Source organism: Chthoniobacter flavus Ellin428 (genome assembly GCF_000173075.1).
GTDB lineage: Bacteria > Verrucomicrobiota > Verrucomicrobiia > Chthoniobacterales > Chthoniobacteraceae > Chthoniobacter > Chthoniobacter flavus.
Window position 1 is genome coordinate 195,874 of sequence record NZ_ABVL01000006.1, and the last position, 16,893, is coordinate 212,766.

The window sequence follows — 16,893 nt, forward strand, 5'->3', positions numbered from 1 at the left end:
ACCTTGAGCATGACCGCCCAGCCCGACACTTCCCGCGCCTCTTCTTCGCTGCTCGTTCACGCCATTCCGAGTCTCATTCTCGCCGTGGCGGCCACGGTCCTGTTTTGGTGGAACCCTTTTGGCAAGCCGCCGCAGTGGGCCTCATTGCATGTCGTCATGCAGTCGAATGTGCCCGGGAATGTCCAACTGTTGTATGATGTGGACGGCACCGGACTGCACAAGGGTCACCTCGTGGTGCAGCCGATCCCGGGCGGCAATCAGACGAGCCATATTCAATTTCGAATTCCCTCGGGACGGCTGGTCAATTTCATCCTCGATGGCCTGGATCGGCCAGCCGAGGTGGAGATCGATAAATGCTGGATCGCGGCGGTCGATGGCGAGGTCGCGGCGATCCTCGCCCCAACGCGGTTGAAAGGTTCGCTGATGAATGCGGTTCCGGGTGCCGCGCCGGGATCGGTGCGCTTTCAAACGCAGGTCAACGGGAAGCCGCAAGGGATCATGTATGTCGCGCACCCGGCTATCGATCTCACGGCCGAACCGCCGCCGCCGCTCTGGCAAATCGCGCTGGTCTTCCTCGGGACGCTGGTGATGTGCGTCTTCGTTTCCATGGGACTCGCGCCGCGCCGCGATCACTGCAAGGAAGCGCTTGGCCGCGTGCTCGCGTGGAGTCAGGCGCGGCCCCGGCGCTCGATCCTCGCGGTCGCGGTGCTGAGTGTGACGATGTGCGCCTATCCGGTGATCTTCGGCGGCAAGAGCTACATCTCGCCCAACAACGGGATGCCCTTGCTCTACCCGACGCTTCCGACGACCCCAGGAGTGCCCAACGGCGAGAGAGCGAAAAACCCCGTGGGGTCAGACATCGGAGCGACGATGTATTGGCACCTGCCGGCGTCGATGATCGAGCATCGCGCGATTTTCCACGACGGGGAATTTCCGCTCTGGACGCGCTACACCTGGTGTGGAACGACGTTCTTCGGCCAGCTCTTTACCATGATCGGCGATCCGCTGCATGCGCTGACGGTCATCACCGGTGGTGCGGCGTGGGCATGGGATACCTTTTTCGTCATCGCCAAAATTCTCTTCGCGCTCGGGATCGGCTGGCTGGTCTGGCGTATGACGGGGAGTCTGTCGTCGGCGCTGCTCTGCACGCTCTCCGCGCCGTATATCGGATTCTTTGCCTATCGCTTTTGCCACGTGGCTACCTTCTCGGTGTGCTACGCGCCGTGGTTGCTGATTCCCTGGGTCGAGGGTGTGCGGACGAAGACGCATCGGCAGGCCGCGGCGTGGGCCGGGCTGTTGTTGCTCGCGGAGTGGTGCCAGATCAATAGCGGCACGGCGAAGGAGGCGTTGATGCTCCTGCTCTTTCTCAATGCGGCTGGGTTGTGGATTGTCCTCACTGCGCCGGAATGCTGGGGCTGGCGGCTGCGGCGAGGCGGGTTGTTCATCTGGGCGGGCGTGCTCTTTGTCTTGCTGAGCACGCCGTTGTGGCTGGTCTTCCTGGAAGCGCTCGGGAAGTCGTGGACGCAGTACGATAAGCCGCAGATTTACCAGGCGCAGCCGAGCCTGCTGATCGGTCTGTTCGATGACATTTTCTACCGGCAGCTCGAGCCGCTCGAGTTTCTCTTTAATCCCTCGGCGAATTTCTTCGTGCTGCTGGGCGTGGCGTGGGCTCTGGTCCGGATCCGGACGCTGATCCGCGATCGCTATTTCGTCGCGGTACTGCTCGCGGCGGTGCCGGCGCTGGCGTTCGTGTTCGGTATCGTTCCACCGTGGCTGGCGTCGTCGATTCCGTTCATCAAGAACATCTATCACTTCGACGACACGTTCTCGTGCATCCTGTTCGTCGTGTTGTTCATCATCGCCGGGTTTGGCGTGCGCGAATGCCTGGCGCGGCGGGAGAGCAAGGAGTGGATCGGCGATTGGGTCTGCGCGATGGCGATCATCGGCGTGCTGCTCGCCAGCTATTTCGGCTTCACGCAGGCGATTCACCGCACGGCGCGCAGTTTCGTCGAGGCGGGAGATGAGCTGATCAAGAGCCCGTTCTTTGTCGACTATACCACTGTACTGGTCATCGCGATCGTGATTCTCCCGCTGGCTATGCGGGCGACGCTCCGCGACCGGCAGGCGGGGCCGATCTGGGCGCTGGTCGCGACGTGCATGTTTGCCACGCTTCATTTCCGCTACGGAATGTATTTCGACACGCGGTTCGATCACTATGGGTTGAACCCGAAGACGCGGGTCGACCTGCGCGATGTACCGTCACCGGCCGTCGCCGCCATTCGCCAGGCGACGGCTGCGGAGCCGGCGCGGACGTTGGGCCTCGCCTCAACGATGGTCCCGGGCTTCAACACGATCCTGGGGCTCGAGTCGATCAGCGGACCGGATGCGATGCAGGACCCGACGATGCTCCGACTGGTGGAAGCTTTGCATATACCCCGCAGGGATCAGTGGCGGCTTGTGGTTTTCGCCCAGGCGTATCCGGCGGCGCATCGGGGGCTGGATTTCCTGAATGTGCGATATCTGCTCGGCGATTCGTCGGACAGCAATCCGGAGGGTGTGCGATTGGTCAAGGCATATGACCTCGCTGTCTTCGAAAGTGATACCGCCTGGCCGCGCGCCTTCTTCACGGACACGGTGATGCCATATCGGGGCGTGGAGGATTTCGCTCACCAGATCGAGATGGGCGATGGCCGGCCCTTCGCCGGGATGTCGCCGGAAGTGCGGAGCAAGCTGCCCCTGCCGGCGAAGGATCTGGCGCAACGGGTCGTGGCCAAGGCGTTCAACTATCGCCTGACCAACAACACCACGACGTTCGAGATTGACGCGCCCTCGCCCGGGGTGGCCGTGCTCTCGGAATTCGACCCGGCGGGGGACATTCGGGCCTATGTGGATGGTCAGCCGGTACTCTGTTTGCTGACCAACCAGGTATTCCGGGGTGTTTACATTGATAAACCGGGTCATCATGTGGTGAAGTTCGCTTACTGGCCCCATATCCTGGGACCAGCTCTCTGGGTCGGCACTCTGGGTTTGATCGGTTTTCTGGTGTCTTTTGGAATTTGGTTCCGGGTTAGGCCCCGTCAGGCTGGCACGGTTCCGGCTAAAATGGACGAGCCCACATGTCTTACCAACAGCCCATGAATTTGGGCGTTCGGCAGCTAGCCGAGTGCCCGCTCTGCGCCAGTCGCCGGCTGCGCTATGCCTTTTCCCGCGACAATCAGCGTGCCGTCCGTTGCGCCGATTGCCGGTTTCTCTTCCTGAATCCCCAGCCCGCTGACGCCTTGCCGGCGCCGCCGCCTTCCCACGAGGTCCTCGCCGAGAAAGCGCGTTCTTTTCTCGTGGAACTCGCCCGCTATCGCGGTCCGCATGGCGGCCGGATGCTGCTGCTGGGCGAACTGGACAATCCGCTCCGCGCGCTGGCCGAACAGGCCGGCTTCGGGGTAACGCAGGCCGAGGATGCCACGGAGCACGCTGGTGCCGGCTTCGATCTCTGCGTCCTGTGGCAAATGCTCGGGCAGCGGCGCGATCCCGCGGCGCTCTTGAAGGCCGCGCATGGCGCGCTCAAGCCGGGCGGTTATCTCGCCGTGGCGACGCCCTCGCTCGACTCTCTCCCGGCGCGTACGCTCCAGCAAGAGTGGCCGGCCTTCCGCGCGGGACAACTCAGTTTTTTCGACGGACAAACCCTGCAGACGGCGCTCTTCTTCGCCGGGTTTGATCAAATGATCGTCGAACCCGCGCGTCGCCGGATGAACCTCGGCAATCTCGCCCACTACTGCGAAAATACTCCGCGCGCCTTCGCCGGTGGCCTGATCCGCGCCTTCGCCAAACTCGCGCCTCGCGCTGTCCGCCAGGTGGAGCGCGATGTGCCCTCGAGCGATATGCTGGCCTTCGGCCGGGCGGCCGTGCTGCGTGCGAAGCGGGTGCTGTCCATCGTCGTACCCGCTTTCAATGAAGCGGCCAGCTTTGAAGAATTGATCGAGGCGGTGCTCGCCAAGGAAGTCCCGGGGCTGGATATCGAAGTGATCGTTGTGGAGAGCAACTCGACCGACGGCACCCGGGAGATCGCGCAGCGTTACCAGAGCCATCCGCGCGTGAAGCTCATCCTCGAGGAAAAGCCACGTGGCAAAGGCCACGCCGTGCGGACCGGCCTCGCCGAGGCGACCGGCGATTTCATCCTCATCCAGGACGCCGACCTCGAATACGATCTCGAAGACTACGACGCCCTCCTCGAACCGCTCATCACCGGACGCGAGGCCTTCGTGCTCGGCTCCCGGCACAGCGGCAGCGTCTGGAAAATGCGGCAGTTCTCCGGCCAGGCAGGCTTGAGCGCTTTCCTCAATTTCGGGCACTGGTTTTTCACCACGCTGGTCAATGTGCTTTTCGGCCAGCGGCTGAAGGACCCCTTCACCATGTTCAAGGTATTCCGGCGCGATTGCCTCTTCGGCCTCACGTTCGAATGCAACCGTTTCGACTTCGACTACGAGTTGCTCGTAAAGCTCGTCCGCAAAGGCTACCGCCCGCTGGAGTTGCCGGTGAATTACCGCTCGCGCTCGTTCAAGCAGGGCAAAAAGGTCTCGATGATTCGCGATCCGCTGATGTGGTTGCGCGCGCTGGTCAAGTTGCGCCTGGCGACGATCGATCCGCTGACCGAGGTGGCGAAAAGCCGGCCGGCGACCGCGAACGGGAAATCCGCGGCCGGATCCGCCGCGGCCGCTGGAGAAAAAGCTTTCTGTCTTTGACCATGGCTGCTGCGGTGTTGCCTATGGAGGATAAGGTCGATGCCATTTACTATCAGCACGCCGGCAGTTTGCCGTTCGTGCGGCGCATCTCTTTTCTGGCGCGGCGCCGATTGTGCCAGCTTTTCCTGGAAGTGATGCAGCCGCAGGCGGGCGATCGGGTCCTGGACGTCGGCGTGTCGGACGAAGTGAACGTCGAATCCAACATGCTCGAGCAGGTGTATCCGCATCGCGAGAACCTGACCTGCGCGAGCCTCACCGATGGGGAAGCCATTCGGCGCGCGTATCCCGGCGTGCAGCATGTGCAGGTCACGCCGCATCAACCGCTCCCCTTCGCCGACAAGACCTTCGATATCGTCTATTCCAATGCCGTGCTGGAACACGCGGGCAGCGCGGAACAGCAGCGCTTTTTCCTCAGCGAACTCTGCCGCCTGGCCCGGCGACGATTTGTTGCGGTGCCGAATCGACTTTTTCCCGTCGAGCATCACACTTGCCTTCCTGTGATCCATTATCTGCCCAAAGCTACCTTCCGTCGTTTGCTGCGCGGCACGCGTTACGACGTGTGGTCGCATGAGGAGAATCTCAACTATGTCTCGGCGGCGGAATTGCGCGCCCTCTGGCCGGCGGAGGCGCCCGTGATCACCTATAGCGGCATCGGGCTCGGCGGATTTCGGTCGAATCTCGTGGCGTATAATTCCTAAGGGTTATGCGAGCGTTCATCACCGGCGGCGCCGGCTTCATCGGCAGCAGCGTGGCCGATCAACTTCTGAGCGACGGCCATGAAGTGATCGTGTGGGACAATTTCTCCACCGGACAGGAACGCTTTCTGGAAAAGGCGCTGATCTCGCCGGCCTGCCAATTGGTGCGCGGCGACAATCTCGAGGTGAAGGCCCTGACCCAGGCCATGAGCGGCTGCGACATCGTTTTTCATTTCGGCGCCAATGCCGATGTGCGCTTCGGCCTGCATCATCCGGAACGGGATTTGCAGCAAAACACGCTGGCGACTTTCGGTGTCCTCGAAGCTGTTCGCGCCAATGGCATCAAGCGTATCGCGTTTTCCTCGACGGGCTCGGTTTACGGAGAAGCGGAGACGATTCCGACGCCGGAGGATGCGCCCTTTCCCGTGCAGACGTCGCTATATGGCGCTTCGAAACTCGCCTGCGAAGGCTTGATCGCCGCGTATTGCGAGGGCTTCGGCCTGGAGGGTTACATCTTTCGTTTCGTCTCGATCCTCGGCGAACGCTACACCCACGGGCACGTGTTCGATTTCTACAAGCAATTGCAGGAGCATCCCGGCCACCTCGATGTCCTGGGCGACGGCAGGCAGCGCAAGAGCTATCTGCACATCGGTGATTGTGTGCGGGCCATGCTGCACGCGGTGGAGAGCGGTTCGGCCCGCGACATGAAGCACCGCGTGCAGATCTACAATCTTGGGACCAATGATTATTGCGAGGTGAAGGACTCCATCGGCTGGATTTGCGCGCGGTTGGGTTTGCAGCCGGAATTGCGTTTCAAGGGTGGCGATCGCGGCTGGGTCGGGGACAATCCTTTCATCTTCCTCGATACGGCGAAAATCCGCGCGCTGGGTTGGGCGCCGAAGCTGACCATTCGCGAGGGCGTTGAGCGCACGGTGGATTGGCTGGCGGCGAATCCATGGATTTTTGACGCCCGAACCTGATCCGGTTATGCGTATCATCATCACAGGCACCAGTGCGGGCATCGGCGAATATCTCGCCGGCAGGCTCGCCGAAGCGGGACACGAGATTTGGGGATTGGCGCGCTCCACGCAGAAGGCCGCTTTCGCGACTTCGGTCTGCGACGTGAGCCAATGGGAGCAGGTGGAACGGGCGCGCGACGAAGTCGCGCAACGCTGGTCGCATGTGGACGCGATTATCTGTGGGGCCGCCATCCAGGGAGCCATCGGGCCCGCCATGCAGGTCGATCCGCGGAAATGGAGCCATACCCTTCGCGTCGATCTCGACGGCACTTATTTCGTGTTCCGCGCTTTCTGGGAATTGCTCCGCCAGAGCCCGCAACGAACGAAGGTGATTTGTTTTGCCGGCGGCGGCGCGACGAATGCGCGGCCGAATTTTTCCGCTTACGCGGTAGCCAAGACGGCGGTCGTGCGATTGGTGGAAACGCTGGCCGTGGAATGGAAGGATAACGCCGTGGACATCAACGCCATCTCGCCGGGGGCGATCAATACCGCGATGACTCGCGAAACGGTCAGCATGGGACCGGAGCTTGCCGGCTGTGCCGAATTCGAAGGTGCGCAACGCCGATTGGCGGAGGGTGCACAATCCATCGAAAAGGTGCACGGGATCGTGGAGTTCCTACTCTCCGGCAAGTCGGACGGAATCACCGGACGGTTGCTCAGTGCACAATGGGACGACTGGGCGGGGCTGCCCGCCCACGCGGCGCAACTGGCCGAAAGCGAAATTTATCAACTGCGGCGTATTTTGCCGGAAGAGCGAGGATCGAAATTCTGACATGAGCATGCCCATTGAAATCGCCATCGTCGGATGCGGACTCATCGGTCGAAAACGCTCCCAGGCGCTCGCCGGTGGGCGGCTCGCGCTGGCCTGCGATCTCGACGCCAGGCGAGCCGAGGAATTGGCCGCGTTGCGTCCGGGCGCACGGGCCGTGACCGACCTCAACGAAGTGCTGCGTTCCTCGGCACAGGTGGTGATCGTGGCCACGGCGAATCACGCTCTTGCTCCGATCGCACTGGAAGCCATCCGCGCCGGAAAACATGTCCTGATTGAAAAACCCGGCGCGTTGAATGCCGGTGAACTCGAAACGCTCGCGACGGAAGCCAAAACGCACCGCGTGCAAGTGCGGGTGGGCTACAATCATCGCTATCATCCCGCGCTCCGCAAGGCGCGCGAACTCGTCGACGCCGGCGACATTGGCGAACTCATGTTCGTCCGTGGTCGCTATGGCCACGGCGGCCGATTGGGCTACGACCGGGAATGGCGCGCGGATCCCAAGCTCTCGGGCGGCGGCGAATTGATCGATCAGGGCGTGCACTTGATCGATCTCGCGCAATGGTTCCTTGGTGAGTTTGCCGAGGTCGAAGGTCATGCGGCAACTTATTTCTGGGACATGCCGGTGGATGACAACGCGTTCCTCAGCTTGCGGACGGCGAAAGGCCAGACGGCCTGGCTGCATGTGAGCTGCACGGAATGGAAGAACCTCTTCTCGCTCGAGATTTACGGCCGCACCGGGAAACTGCACCTCGAAGGCCTTGGTGGCAGTTACGGCATCGAGCGCCTGGCCTTTTACAAGATGCTGCCCGTGATGGGACCGCCGGAAACGACCATTTTCGAATACCCGCGTGGCGACGAGTCGTGGAAACTGGAGATGGCGGATTTTCTCGAGGACATCCGGCTCAACCGCACGCCGCAGCCCGGCTTGCGCGAAGGCCTGGCAGCCCTGCGCATTGTGGAATCGATCTATCGCAAGAGTGGCTATCTCCCATGAATCCAAATCACTTCAAAAACGTTTTCATTTCCGGTGGTGCAGGTTTCATCGGCAGTCATCTCACGCGCGCCTCCTCGGGATGCCTTCGGTGCAGCGGGTGACGATCTTCGACAACTTCAGCTCGGGGCGCGAATCTTACATCGCCGACCTGCGGGCCGACGCGCGGCTGCAAGTCGTGCAGGGAGATTTGAAGGACGCGAAAGCCGTCACCGCGGCGATGCAGGGCTGCGAGACGGTCGTTCATCTCGCCGCGAATCCGGACATCGCCAAGGCGGCGACCCAGCCGGATATCGATTTCTGGGAAGGCACCTATCTCGCGCAAAACGTCGTCGAGGCGATGCGCATCAATGGCGTGCGCAACATCCTCTACACCTCGGGCAGCGGCGTTTATGGCGAGAATCCGGGCGTCGCTTTTGCGGAAAGTTATGGACCGTGTTTTCCGATCTCGCCCTACGCCGCGAGCAAGCTGGCCTGCGAGGCTTTGATCAGCGCTTACTGCTATATGTTCGACATGAAAGGCCGCGCGTTTCGCTTCGCCAACGTGGTAGGCCCACGGCAAACGCACGGCGTGGGTTACGACTTCATCCGCCGCCTGCGCGCCGACCCCACGCAACTCCGCATCCTCGGCGATGGCACCCAGTGCAAGTCCTACATCCACGTCGAAGACATCCTCGCCGCGGTCTTCCTCGCGGCGGAAAAGAGCACCGAGCGATTCGATCTCTTCAATGTCGCCACCGACGATTACATCACGGTCCGTGAGATTGCCGATATCGCGGTCGGGGTCAGCGGATTGGCGCCGGGGAGCGTCCGCTACGATTTCACCGGCGGCGATCGCGGCTGGAAAGGCGATGTGCCGGTCGTGCGCTTCGATGTGACGAAGATCAAAGCCCTCGGCTGGCGCACGGCGCGTTCTTCCGCGGAGGCCGTACGCGACGCCATCGTGGCCATGCGTGAAGAGATTGAAAACGCCTGAGCCCGTCCTCATGCTCCGAATTTCTCCGTGCTGATGACCGAGCCGACCAGCCCTCAACACCTTTTTCCGCCGGGAGTGACACCCGGTCCGGTGGACCTCTCCATCGTCATTCCGGCGATGAATGAGGAGGTGACGATCGGTGAGTTCGTCGATTGGTGCCGTGAGGGATTGGCCAAGGCCGGCGTGTCGGGACAAATTCTCATCGTCGACAGTTCCACCGACCAGACGCCGCGGATCGCCGTGGAGCGAGGCGCGGAAGTGTTATGTGTCCCCAAGCGTGGACTCGGCCGCGCTTATATCGATGCCATTCCTTTCATCCGCGGAAAATGGATCGTGATGGGCGATGCGGATCTCACTTACGATTTCCGCGAACTCGCTCCGTTCGTGGAGCAGTTCCGCAAGGGGGCGGAATTCGTGATGGGCAGCCGCTTTCATGGTTCCATCGAGAGTGGGGCGATGCCTCCGCTGCACCAGTATTTCGGCACACCGCTGACCACGTGGATTTTGAATGTCATCTACCACAGCAGGTATTCCGACATTCATTGCGGCATGCGCGGTCTCACCGCGGAAGCCTTGCAGCGCATCGATCTCCAATCGCAGTCCTGGGAATATGCCAGCGAGATGGTGCTGAAGGCGGCGCGCCTCGGCCTGCGCATCGCCGAGGTGCCGGTGAAATTTTACAAAGATCGCGAAGGGCGCATGAGCCACCATCGACGCATGGGCTGGCTGTCGCCGTGGATCGCCGGATGGATCAATCTCAAGGTGATGCTGGTTTATTCGCCCGATTCCTTCCTGCTCAAGCCGGGCGTCGTCCTCCTCGCCTTGGGTCTCGGGTTGACCTTGCTCCTCGTCGGCGGCCCGGTGCAAATCGGCCCCATCGTTTTCAGCCTCTACTGGATGTTGCTTGGGCTGACCTGCGCGACTTTGGGTTACAGTTGTGTGCAGATCGGCGTGCTGGCGCGCATCCTTCACCGGCTGCGGCCTGGTTTCGCGCAACGCATCCAGACGCTGCTGACCTATAACCGTGGAATGATCATTGCCGGCAGCATGACCCTGCTCGGTGTCATTCTGGGTGGGATCCTACTGGTCAATTACATCTCGGGCGGTTTGCGGCTCTCGACCATCTGGCATCCCGCCATCTTCGGCCTGCTCCTCATCATCCTCGGTTTCCAAACGTTCTGCTTCACGCTACTCGTCGAAATGACCCAGCGTGTGGTTGTCACTCCCCGTTCCAATGTCTGACTCGACCACCGCGAAACACGATGACTGGGACACGCATTGGGACCGCTATGCCGAGGCGGCAACCCTCAACCCGGCCCAGCGCATGCGGCACGAGTACGTCAGCGACTGGCTGGTGAAAGTCGCTCCGAATAAAGAGGCGCACATTTTGGATATCGGCAGCGGCCAGGGCGACATGGTGCGCTTGCTCCACTTGCTATTGCCCGACGCGCAATTCATGGGCATCGAACTGAGCGAGAGCGGGGTGGAGATCTCGAAGCGCAAGGTGCCCTCCGCCAAGTTTCTCGTCGCCGATCTTTTTCATCCGGGAGCGGATTTGCTGCCCTATACCGGCTGGGCCACCCACGCAGTGTGTTCGGAAGTCCTCGAGCACGTCGACGACCCGGTAGCGTTTCTGCGCCAGGCGCAGCCCTATCTGGCCCAGGGGGCGCGGATCATGGTCACGGTCCCCGGTGGTCCAATGTCGGCGTTCGATCGGCACATTGGGCACCGCCAGCATTTTACCCGCGAATCGATTGCCCGTGTGCTCTCCGCAGCGGGTTTCCAGATCGAGGAAACACACTCGATCGGTTTCCCCTTCTTCAATTTGTATCGCCTCACGGTGATCGCGCGTGGTGAGAAACTGGTCGATGACATCCGGTCCGGTTCGACGGCTGGCCATTCTGGGCTCGCGAAATTCGTCATGAAAGTTTTTCGCTTTCTGTTTCGCTTCAATCTCCCCTCGACGCCGTTTGGCTGGCAGGTTGTCGCCATCGCACGCAAGGCATCTCCATGATCATCACACGTTCTCCTCTCCGTATTTCGCTCGGTGGCGGCGGCACGGACCTGCCGTCGTACTATGAGGAGCACGGTGGCTTTCTCATCGCCGCGGCGATTGACAAGCACGTTTACATCAACGTCCACCGGCGCTTTGAGGAAGGCTATGTCCTGAAATACTCGCAATACGAGGCCACCCATGAGGTCGAAGAGATCAAGCACCCGATTATCCGCGAGTCGCTCAAATTGCTGAATGTGCCCGAGCGCAATCTCGAGATCACTTCGATGGCGGATATCCCCGCCGGCACCGGGCTCGGTTCCTCTGGAAGCTTCACCACGGCGTTGCTCAAGGCGCTGCACACGTTGCGCAAGAATATCGTGCGCCCGTCGGAAATCGCCGCGCAGGCCTGCCAGATCGAGATCGAGAAACTGCACGAACCGGTGGGCAAGCAGGATCAATACATCGCCGCAGTCGGAGGCGTGACTTCGTTTCACTTCCTGCCCGGCGGCTCGGTGGAGATTTTGCCAGTCGAACTGGCCGAGGAGACGCTCTTCAATTTGCAGGACAACCTGCTGATGTTCTTCACCGGCTACACCCGTTCGGCTTCGAAAATTTTGAAGGAGCAGGACGACAAGACCAAGGGACTCGACAAATCCATGGTGGAGAATTTGCACTTCGTGAAAGAGCTCGGTGTGCAGAGCAAGGACGCATTGGAGGCCGGCGACCTGCACGAATTTGCCCGGCTTATGGACGTGCACTGGCAGCGCAAAAAGGAACGCTCCGGCGGAATGAGCAATTCGGAGATCAACGCGTGGTACGATTACGCGATGGTGAATGGCGCTCTCGGCGGAAAACTCATTGGCGCGGGCGGCGGTGGGTTCCTGATGTTTTATACCGAGGAGGTCACGCGGTTGCGGCGGGCGATGCGGGAGAAGGGACTGCGGGAGGTCCGCATTCGTTTTGATTTCGAAGGGACCAAGATCGTCGCGCAGGATTGACGTTTCGCGATGAGCCTTGATTCCACACCAGTGGCCATCCTGGCCGGCGGACTCGCGATGCGGTTGCGGCCGATCACCGAGAAAATTCCCAAGGCGCTGGTCAGCGTGGCGGGGGAACCTTTTCTCGCGCATCAGCTTCGTCTGCTGCACGCCCGTGGGTTGCGGCGGGTGGTCCTGTGTGTCGGCTATCTGGGTGAAATGATCGAGCGCGACTTTGGTGATGGCGCAGCTTTCGACATGGAGCTGCGCTATTCGTTCGACGGACCGAAATTGCTCGGCACCGGAGGCGCGCTCCGGCAGGCGTTGCCCATGCTGGGCGACGAATTCTTCGTCCTCTATGGCGACTCCTATCTGCCGATCGATTACGCGGCGGTGCTCACGACCTTTCATGCCAGCGGGCAGCCCGGCTTGATGACGGTCTTTCGCAACGACGATGCCTGGGACACGAGCAACGTCCATTTCGCCGATGGTCGCATCGTGCGTTACGACAAGCGCGAGCGGACCCCGGAGATGCGGCACATCGACTACGGACTCGGAGTTTTCCGCGCGTCGATTTTTGCCGCGCGACCGGAGGGTGAGGCGTTCGACCTTGCCGACGTGCAGCGCGAACTGGTTGCCAAAAACGCCCTCGCCGGGCATGAAGTCTTCCAACGCTTTTACGAGGTCGGCTCCCACGCCGGCCTCGCCGAACTCGAAACCCTCCTTCACCAAGGAAAATCCCTATGAGCTACTCCGCGCAGCACCTCGCCGAAACCCGCAACATCGTCGAACAACTGGATCCTGTGTTGCTGGAAAAGGTCGTCGAAGGACTGGCCAACGTGCGCGAGCGCGGCGGCCGGCTTTTCATCCTCGGTGTCGGCGGCAGTGCGGCGAACGCCTCGCACGCCGTGAATGACTTCCGCAAGATTTGCGGGTTCGAGGCTTATGCGCCGACGGACAATGTCTCCGAGCTGACCGCGCGAACGAATGACGAAGGCTGGGCCACGGTGTTTGCCGAATGGCTGCGGGGCAGCCGCGTCAATGGCAAGGATGGCCTGCTCATCTTTTCCGTCGGTGGCGGCAATCTGGAAAAGAACGTGAGCCCGAATCTCGTCGAGGCCCTGAAAGTCGCGAAGGACGTAGGCGCCGCGGTCTTCGGCATCGTGGGCAAAGACGGTGGCTACACCGCGCAAGTCGCGGACGCCGCGGTCATCATTCCCACGGTCAACCCAACGAACATCACGCCTCATTCCGAAGCGTTCCAAGGCGTCGTCTGGCATCTCTTTGTGTCGCATCCGCGGCTGAAGGTTGCGCAGACCAAATGGGAAAGCGTGAAGTAAGATCGTGAAACGCGCCGTCTTCCTCGACCGCGATGGCGTCATCAACCGCCCACTCGTGCGGGACGGAAAACCCTATCCGCCCGCGAGCATCGCGGAATTTGAAATACTTCCCGGCGTGGCAGAAGCCTGTGCGCGCTTGAAGGCTGCCGGCTGGCTGCTCGTGGTCGCGACGAACCAACCCGACGTAGGCCGCGGCACCCAGCGGCGGGAAGAAGTGGAAGCCATGCACGCGGCGATGTGCGGGCGGTTGCCATTCGATCGCGTGGAAGTGTGCTACGACCCCGGTCAGGGCCAACCATCGGAATTCCGCAAACCGGCGCCCGGTATGCTGCTCCGCGCTGCCCGCGAATTGGACATCGACCTCGCGCAGAGCTGGATGATCGGCGACCGCTGGCGCGACATCGATTGTGGCGCCGCCGCCGGCTGCCGCACCATTTTCATCGACTACGGCTACGATGAAAAACTGCGTGCCCAGCCGAGTCACCGTGCGGCGAGCCTGCTGGAAGCCAGCGCGATCGTGCTGAGCGGCGTCTAGTTCAGATCATATATTCCATCACCGCTTCCTCCGCCTCGAGCGTCGGTGGCTGGCCGAGGAGTGTCTCCGCCACCCGACGAGCCTGCCCACGCAACTCCGGCACGGCGACGGTTTCCCACAGTGTGCCCTTCAATAACGGGCCAAGGGCGAGCAGCAACGAGGAGTATTGCCCCGTGCTATCGATGGCGATGTGATCCGGGGCGACGCGCACTCCCATATCCATGTCGTCGCTCGTAATGAGCCCGCGCTGAAGAAGATTCTGCAGCAGCCCGGACCGCGTGGCGCTGAAGCGCGATTGCGGGCCGGTGGCATTGATGACGAGGTCGCCGGTCACGGGAGGACCATCGCTCAAGTGGACCCGCACTCGCGTGTTGGCGGCCTCGAGGCGCACGATATTGGCCGCGTGCACTTCCAACTGGCCGGTGAGTTGCGCGCTGGTGACCTGCGCGTGAATCTCCGGGGCGATGCGATGACGCAGTACATTCCAGCGCGCGGCCCATTTGCTGGCGAAGGTCAGGCGGTCGTCCAGGGATAGCCGTTGCCAGATGCGTTGAGTGTGCGGCCGCATCTTGTCCACGATGATGGCCGGATTCGCACCGAGGTCGCGCAACCGTGCGCAGTGCTCCTCCATGAGCGCGAGCAGTTTCGTTAGGCCGAGTTCCGCGAGATCGACTTCCGCTGGCGGAAAATTCGGATATTCGACGCCGCGAAAGTGCGCGTGCGGCAGCCAGCCGTGGCGGGAGATGGCGTGGATGGCGCCGTGCCATCCCAGCGCCCGGAGCGTGAGGACAGCGTCGACTGTGGTGAGGCCCGCGCCGAGCAGCACAACGCTGCCGCCGTGCGCGGGTAGTCGTTGATGCCAGGATTCCCATGGATTGCCGACCCATGCAGGGTGCGCCGTCAGCGATTCCGCGCCCGGTAATGCCGCGGGAATTTCATTTCCGCACGCGAGGACGATGCGGTCTGCGGTGAGGCGCCCGCCGCTTTGCAGATGCATCTCGCCATTGGGCTCGATGTCCGTGACCGTGTCTTCCCGGAACTCGACTTTCGTCGAGGTGAGTCCGTCTGGCGTTTGCAGATAGTGGTGCGCGATCGAGAGCAAATAGTCGCCGTAGACCATGCGCGGAATGAAACGCTCGCGCAGTTCGTGCGTGGGCACGGCATCGTAGTCCGATCGAGTGCGCAGCCATTGCAGGAAATGATCCGGTTGGTCCGGGAAGGCGGACATGTTGCGCGCGGCAACATTGAGCAGGTGCTCCGTGCGCCGCGTCCCGTAGGCAACGCCCCGACCGGTGGGGCGCTGCGTATTGATAATGGTGACGCGGATTGGCTGGCGGGCGAGTCGGGCCAGATTCGCGGCGGTCATGACGCCGCTGAATCCGCCGCCAATGATTGCGATACGAGAGGTCATTGAAGAGAGGCGTGAACCTCTCGATCAAAAGGCCACCGTCCGGCCCGGGATGGCCACTGGATAGTTGCCGTCGGCGTCGGGCGTCACGGGAGGCGCCATCTCCCAGGTCACTTCTTCGGGCATGAGCTGGAGCTTGGAATTGATCGCCTCGTCCCACTCCACCGATTTCCCCGAATACACGGCCATGCGGCCGAGGATCGCGGTCATCGTGCTCATCGCGGCGATTTCGAGTTCGTTGTACGGCTTGTCGTTGCGAATCGCCTCCATGAGTGGAAAATGCTCGAGCTGATGCCCGTCCTCGATTTGCTTCAACCGCAGTTCCCAGGCATTCGGCCCGGTGATACGGAAGAGGCGCGACCCCACGTTGAGATCCGCGCGCCCCTTCGTGCCGACCACATGCTCGCTGACTTCCTGATAAGTGCCAGGTTGCCCTTGCCGGCATTGGCTGGAGAGCTTCGAGCCATCGGCGTATTCGTATTCCACGAAAAAGTGATCGAAAATTTGGCCGTGCAGCTTCTTGTCATTGCGCACCTGCCGGCCGCCCATCCCTTGCGCGCGCACCGGGTGGCCTTGTTTGATCCAGTTGATGATGTCGATGTTGTGGATGTGCTGATCGACGATGAAGTCACCGGAGATCCAGGTAAAATAGTACCAGTTGCGGAGCTGATATTGCAGCTCACCCTCGCCGGGCAATCGTTCCAGGCCCGCGCGCGCGTTGCCCAGCCAGTAGCAGGTCATCGAGGTGATGTCGCCGACCGCGCCGTCGTGCAAACGTTTTACCTCCTCGATGTAAGAAGGCTGATGATGCCGCTGCAACCCGACACCGATTTTGAGGTTCTTCTTCTTCGCTTCCTCCGCGGCGGCGAGGATGCGACGCACGCCCGGGGCATCCACGGCGAGCGGTTTTTCGACGAAGACATGCTTTCCCTGACGCACGGCCTCCGCGAGATGATAGGGATGAAAGCCCTGCGGCGTGGTGACGAAGACGAGATCGGCGAGGGCGATGGCGTGCTTGTAGGCGTCGAAGCCGATGAACTGATTGGCCATTGAGACGTCGACCTGGTCCGGATGCTGCGTCTTGAGAATCTGCAGGCTCTTGTCCAGCCGATCGCGTGAAATGTCCGCCATCGCGACGAGCCGGGCGCCTTTGCCGACGTTGAGGTTTTGATTGACGGCGCCCGTGCCCCGCCCGCCGCAGCCGACGAGGGCAAGCTTGAGTTCATCGCTGCCGGCGGCATGGGCGAAACGTTCGGCCGACAGCGCGGCGAGGGCCACGCCACCGGCAGCGGCCTTGGAAGTGGTCTGGAGGAAATCCCGGCGGGAGAGTCCGGGGCGAGCGGAGTTCGGGGTGGAGTTCATGATTGAGAGTTGACTAATAATTTCGAAATCGAAATAACGTCAAGCAGGCAATTCGATAATTGGCGTGTTGACATATTTCGATTTCG

At 61.6% G+C, this 16,893-nt stretch carries 15 protein-coding genes; 13 read left to right on the top strand and 2 right to left on the bottom strand.

Annotation, left to right across the window (positions count from 1 at the left end):
• Window positions 1–9: 9 nt before the first annotated feature.
• The 13 genes from CFE428DRAFT_RS12290 to CFE428DRAFT_RS12350 all read left to right on the top strand — a co-directional run bounded on the left by CFE428DRAFT_RS12290 (window position 10) and on the right by CFE428DRAFT_RS12350 (window position 14,037).
• Window positions 10–3,138, top strand: a complete 3,129-nt coding sequence (locus tag CFE428DRAFT_RS12290) for a hypothetical protein (RefSeq protein ID WP_006979865.1) — start codon at window positions 10–12, stop codon at window positions 3,136–3,138.
• A complete protein-coding gene (locus CFE428DRAFT_RS35030; RefSeq protein ID WP_064736167.1) occupies window positions 3,135–4,736 on the top strand; it encodes a glycosyltransferase in 1,602 nt (533 codons plus the stop codon). The genes CFE428DRAFT_RS12290 and CFE428DRAFT_RS35030 overlap by 4 nt, the downstream gene beginning before the upstream one ends.
• Before the next feature lie 23 nt (window positions 4,737–4,759).
• Window positions 4,760–5,434 (top strand): class I SAM-dependent methyltransferase, encoded by a 675-nt coding sequence (locus CFE428DRAFT_RS12300; protein ID WP_006979867.1) that lies wholly within the window; start codon window positions 4,760–4,762, stop codon window positions 5,432–5,434.
• Between the two features lie 5 nt (window positions 5,435–5,439).
• Complete coding sequence (locus tag CFE428DRAFT_RS12305) at window positions 5,440–6,411, top strand: NAD-dependent epimerase/dehydratase family protein (RefSeq protein WP_006979868.1); 972 nt, start codon at window positions 5,440–5,442, stop codon at window positions 6,409–6,411.
• Window positions 6,412–6,418: 7 nt separating this feature from the next.
• Complete coding sequence (locus tag CFE428DRAFT_RS12310; RefSeq protein WP_006979869.1) at window positions 6,419–7,222, top strand: SDR family NAD(P)-dependent oxidoreductase; 804 nt, start codon at window positions 6,419–6,421, stop codon at window positions 7,220–7,222.
• 1 nt (window position 7,223) lies between these two features.
• Window positions 7,224–8,216, top strand: a complete 993-nt coding sequence (locus CFE428DRAFT_RS12315) for a Gfo/Idh/MocA family protein (protein ID WP_006979870.1) — start codon at window positions 7,224–7,226, stop codon at window positions 8,214–8,216.
• A gap of 79 nt (window positions 8,217–8,295) precedes the next feature.
• The gene (locus CFE428DRAFT_RS12320; protein ID WP_006979871.1) at window positions 8,296–9,189 is read left to right on the top strand and encodes an NAD-dependent epimerase/dehydratase family protein; all 894 of its coding nucleotides are present in this window, start codon (window positions 8,296–8,298) and stop codon (window positions 9,187–9,189) included.
• 33 nt (window positions 9,190–9,222) lie between these two features.
• On the top strand, window positions 9,223–10,431 hold the full coding sequence (locus CFE428DRAFT_RS12325; RefSeq protein WP_006979872.1) for a glycosyltransferase family 2 protein: 1,209 nt from the start codon (window positions 9,223–9,225) through the stop codon (window positions 10,429–10,431).
• Window positions 10,424–11,203 (top strand): class I SAM-dependent methyltransferase, encoded by a 780-nt coding sequence (locus CFE428DRAFT_RS12330; RefSeq protein WP_006979873.1) that lies wholly within the window; start codon window positions 10,424–10,426, stop codon window positions 11,201–11,203. The genes CFE428DRAFT_RS12325 and CFE428DRAFT_RS12330 overlap by 8 nt, the downstream gene beginning before the upstream one ends.
• The gene (locus CFE428DRAFT_RS12335) at window positions 11,200–12,183 is read left to right on the top strand and encodes a GHMP family kinase ATP-binding protein (protein WP_006979874.1); all 984 of its coding nucleotides are present in this window, start codon (window positions 11,200–11,202) and stop codon (window positions 12,181–12,183) included. The genes CFE428DRAFT_RS12330 and CFE428DRAFT_RS12335 overlap by 4 nt, the downstream gene beginning before the upstream one ends.
• Window positions 12,184–12,192: 9 nt before the next feature.
• Complete coding sequence (locus CFE428DRAFT_RS12340; protein WP_006979875.1) at window positions 12,193–12,909, top strand: nucleotidyltransferase family protein; 717 nt, start codon at window positions 12,193–12,195, stop codon at window positions 12,907–12,909.
• Window positions 12,906–13,502 carry an SIS domain-containing protein gene (locus CFE428DRAFT_RS12345; RefSeq protein ID WP_006979876.1) on the top strand — a complete coding sequence of 199 codons (597 nt, stop codon included), beginning with the start codon at window positions 12,906–12,908 and terminating at the stop codon, window positions 13,500–13,502. The genes CFE428DRAFT_RS12340 and CFE428DRAFT_RS12345 overlap by 4 nt, the downstream gene beginning before the upstream one ends.
• A 4-nt stretch (window positions 13,503–13,506) precedes the next feature.
• On the top strand, window positions 13,507–14,037 hold the full coding sequence (locus CFE428DRAFT_RS12350) for a D-glycero-alpha-D-manno-heptose-1,7-bisphosphate 7-phosphatase (RefSeq protein WP_006979877.1): 531 nt from the start codon (window positions 13,507–13,509) through the stop codon (window positions 14,035–14,037).
• Window position 14,038: 1 nt separating this feature from the next.
• On the opposite strand, the gene CFE428DRAFT_RS12355 is transcribed toward CFE428DRAFT_RS12350, so the two are convergent.
• Window positions 14,039–15,448 (bottom strand): FAD/NAD(P)-binding protein, encoded by a 1,410-nt coding sequence (locus CFE428DRAFT_RS12355; protein WP_006979878.1) that lies wholly within the window; start codon window positions 15,446–15,448, stop codon window positions 14,039–14,041.
• Between the two features lie 24 nt (window positions 15,449–15,472).
• Window positions 15,473–16,807, bottom strand: coding sequence for a Gfo/Idh/MocA family protein (locus CFE428DRAFT_RS12360; RefSeq protein ID WP_006979879.1), 1,335 nt, complete (start codon window positions 16,805–16,807; stop codon window positions 15,473–15,475).
• Between the last annotated feature and the right edge of the window lie 86 nt (window positions 16,808–16,893).

Excerpts from the sequence above, each read along its gene's own strand:
- CFE428DRAFT_RS12340 (WP_006979875.1), top strand. The coding sequence starts at position 12,193 with ATGAGCCTTGATTCCACACCAGTGGCCATCCTGGCCGGCGGACTCGCG.
- CFE428DRAFT_RS12335 (WP_006979874.1), top strand. The coding sequence starts at position 11,200 with ATGATCATCACACGTTCTCCTCTCCGTATTTCGCTCGGTGGCGGCGGC.
- CFE428DRAFT_RS12355 (WP_006979878.1), bottom strand. The coding sequence starts at position 15,448 with ATGACCTCTCGTATCGCAATCATTGGCGGCGGATTCAGCGGCGTCATG.
- CFE428DRAFT_RS12315 (WP_006979870.1), top strand. The coding sequence starts at position 7,224 with ATGAGCATGCCCATTGAAATCGCCATCGTCGGATGCGGACTCATCGGT.
- CFE428DRAFT_RS12305 (WP_006979868.1), top strand. The coding sequence starts at position 5,440 with ATGCGAGCGTTCATCACCGGCGGCGCCGGCTTCATCGGCAGCAGCGTG.
- CFE428DRAFT_RS12290 (WP_006979865.1), top strand. The coding sequence starts at position 10 with ATGACCGCCCAGCCCGACACTTCCCGCGCCTCTTCTTCGCTGCTCGTT.
- CFE428DRAFT_RS12345 (WP_006979876.1), top strand. The coding sequence starts at position 12,906 with ATGAGCTACTCCGCGCAGCACCTCGCCGAAACCCGCAACATCGTCGAA.
- CFE428DRAFT_RS12320 (WP_006979871.1), top strand. The coding sequence starts at position 8,296 with ATGCCTTCGGTGCAGCGGGTGACGATCTTCGACAACTTCAGCTCGGGG.
- CFE428DRAFT_RS12360 (WP_006979879.1), bottom strand. The coding sequence starts at position 16,807 with ATGAACTCCACCCCGAACTCCGCTCGCCCCGGACTCTCCCGCCGGGAT.
- CFE428DRAFT_RS12310 (WP_006979869.1), top strand. The coding sequence starts at position 6,419 with ATGCGTATCATCATCACAGGCACCAGTGCGGGCATCGGCGAATATCTC.
- CFE428DRAFT_RS12325 (WP_006979872.1), top strand. The coding sequence starts at position 9,223 with ATGACCGAGCCGACCAGCCCTCAACACCTTTTTCCGCCGGGAGTGACA.
- CFE428DRAFT_RS35030 (WP_064736167.1), top strand. The coding sequence starts at position 3,135 with ATGAATTTGGGCGTTCGGCAGCTAGCCGAGTGCCCGCTCTGCGCCAGT.
- CFE428DRAFT_RS12330 (WP_006979873.1), top strand. The coding sequence starts at position 10,424 with ATGTCTGACTCGACCACCGCGAAACACGATGACTGGGACACGCATTGG.
- CFE428DRAFT_RS12300 (WP_006979867.1), top strand. The coding sequence starts at position 4,760 with ATGGAGGATAAGGTCGATGCCATTTACTATCAGCACGCCGGCAGTTTG.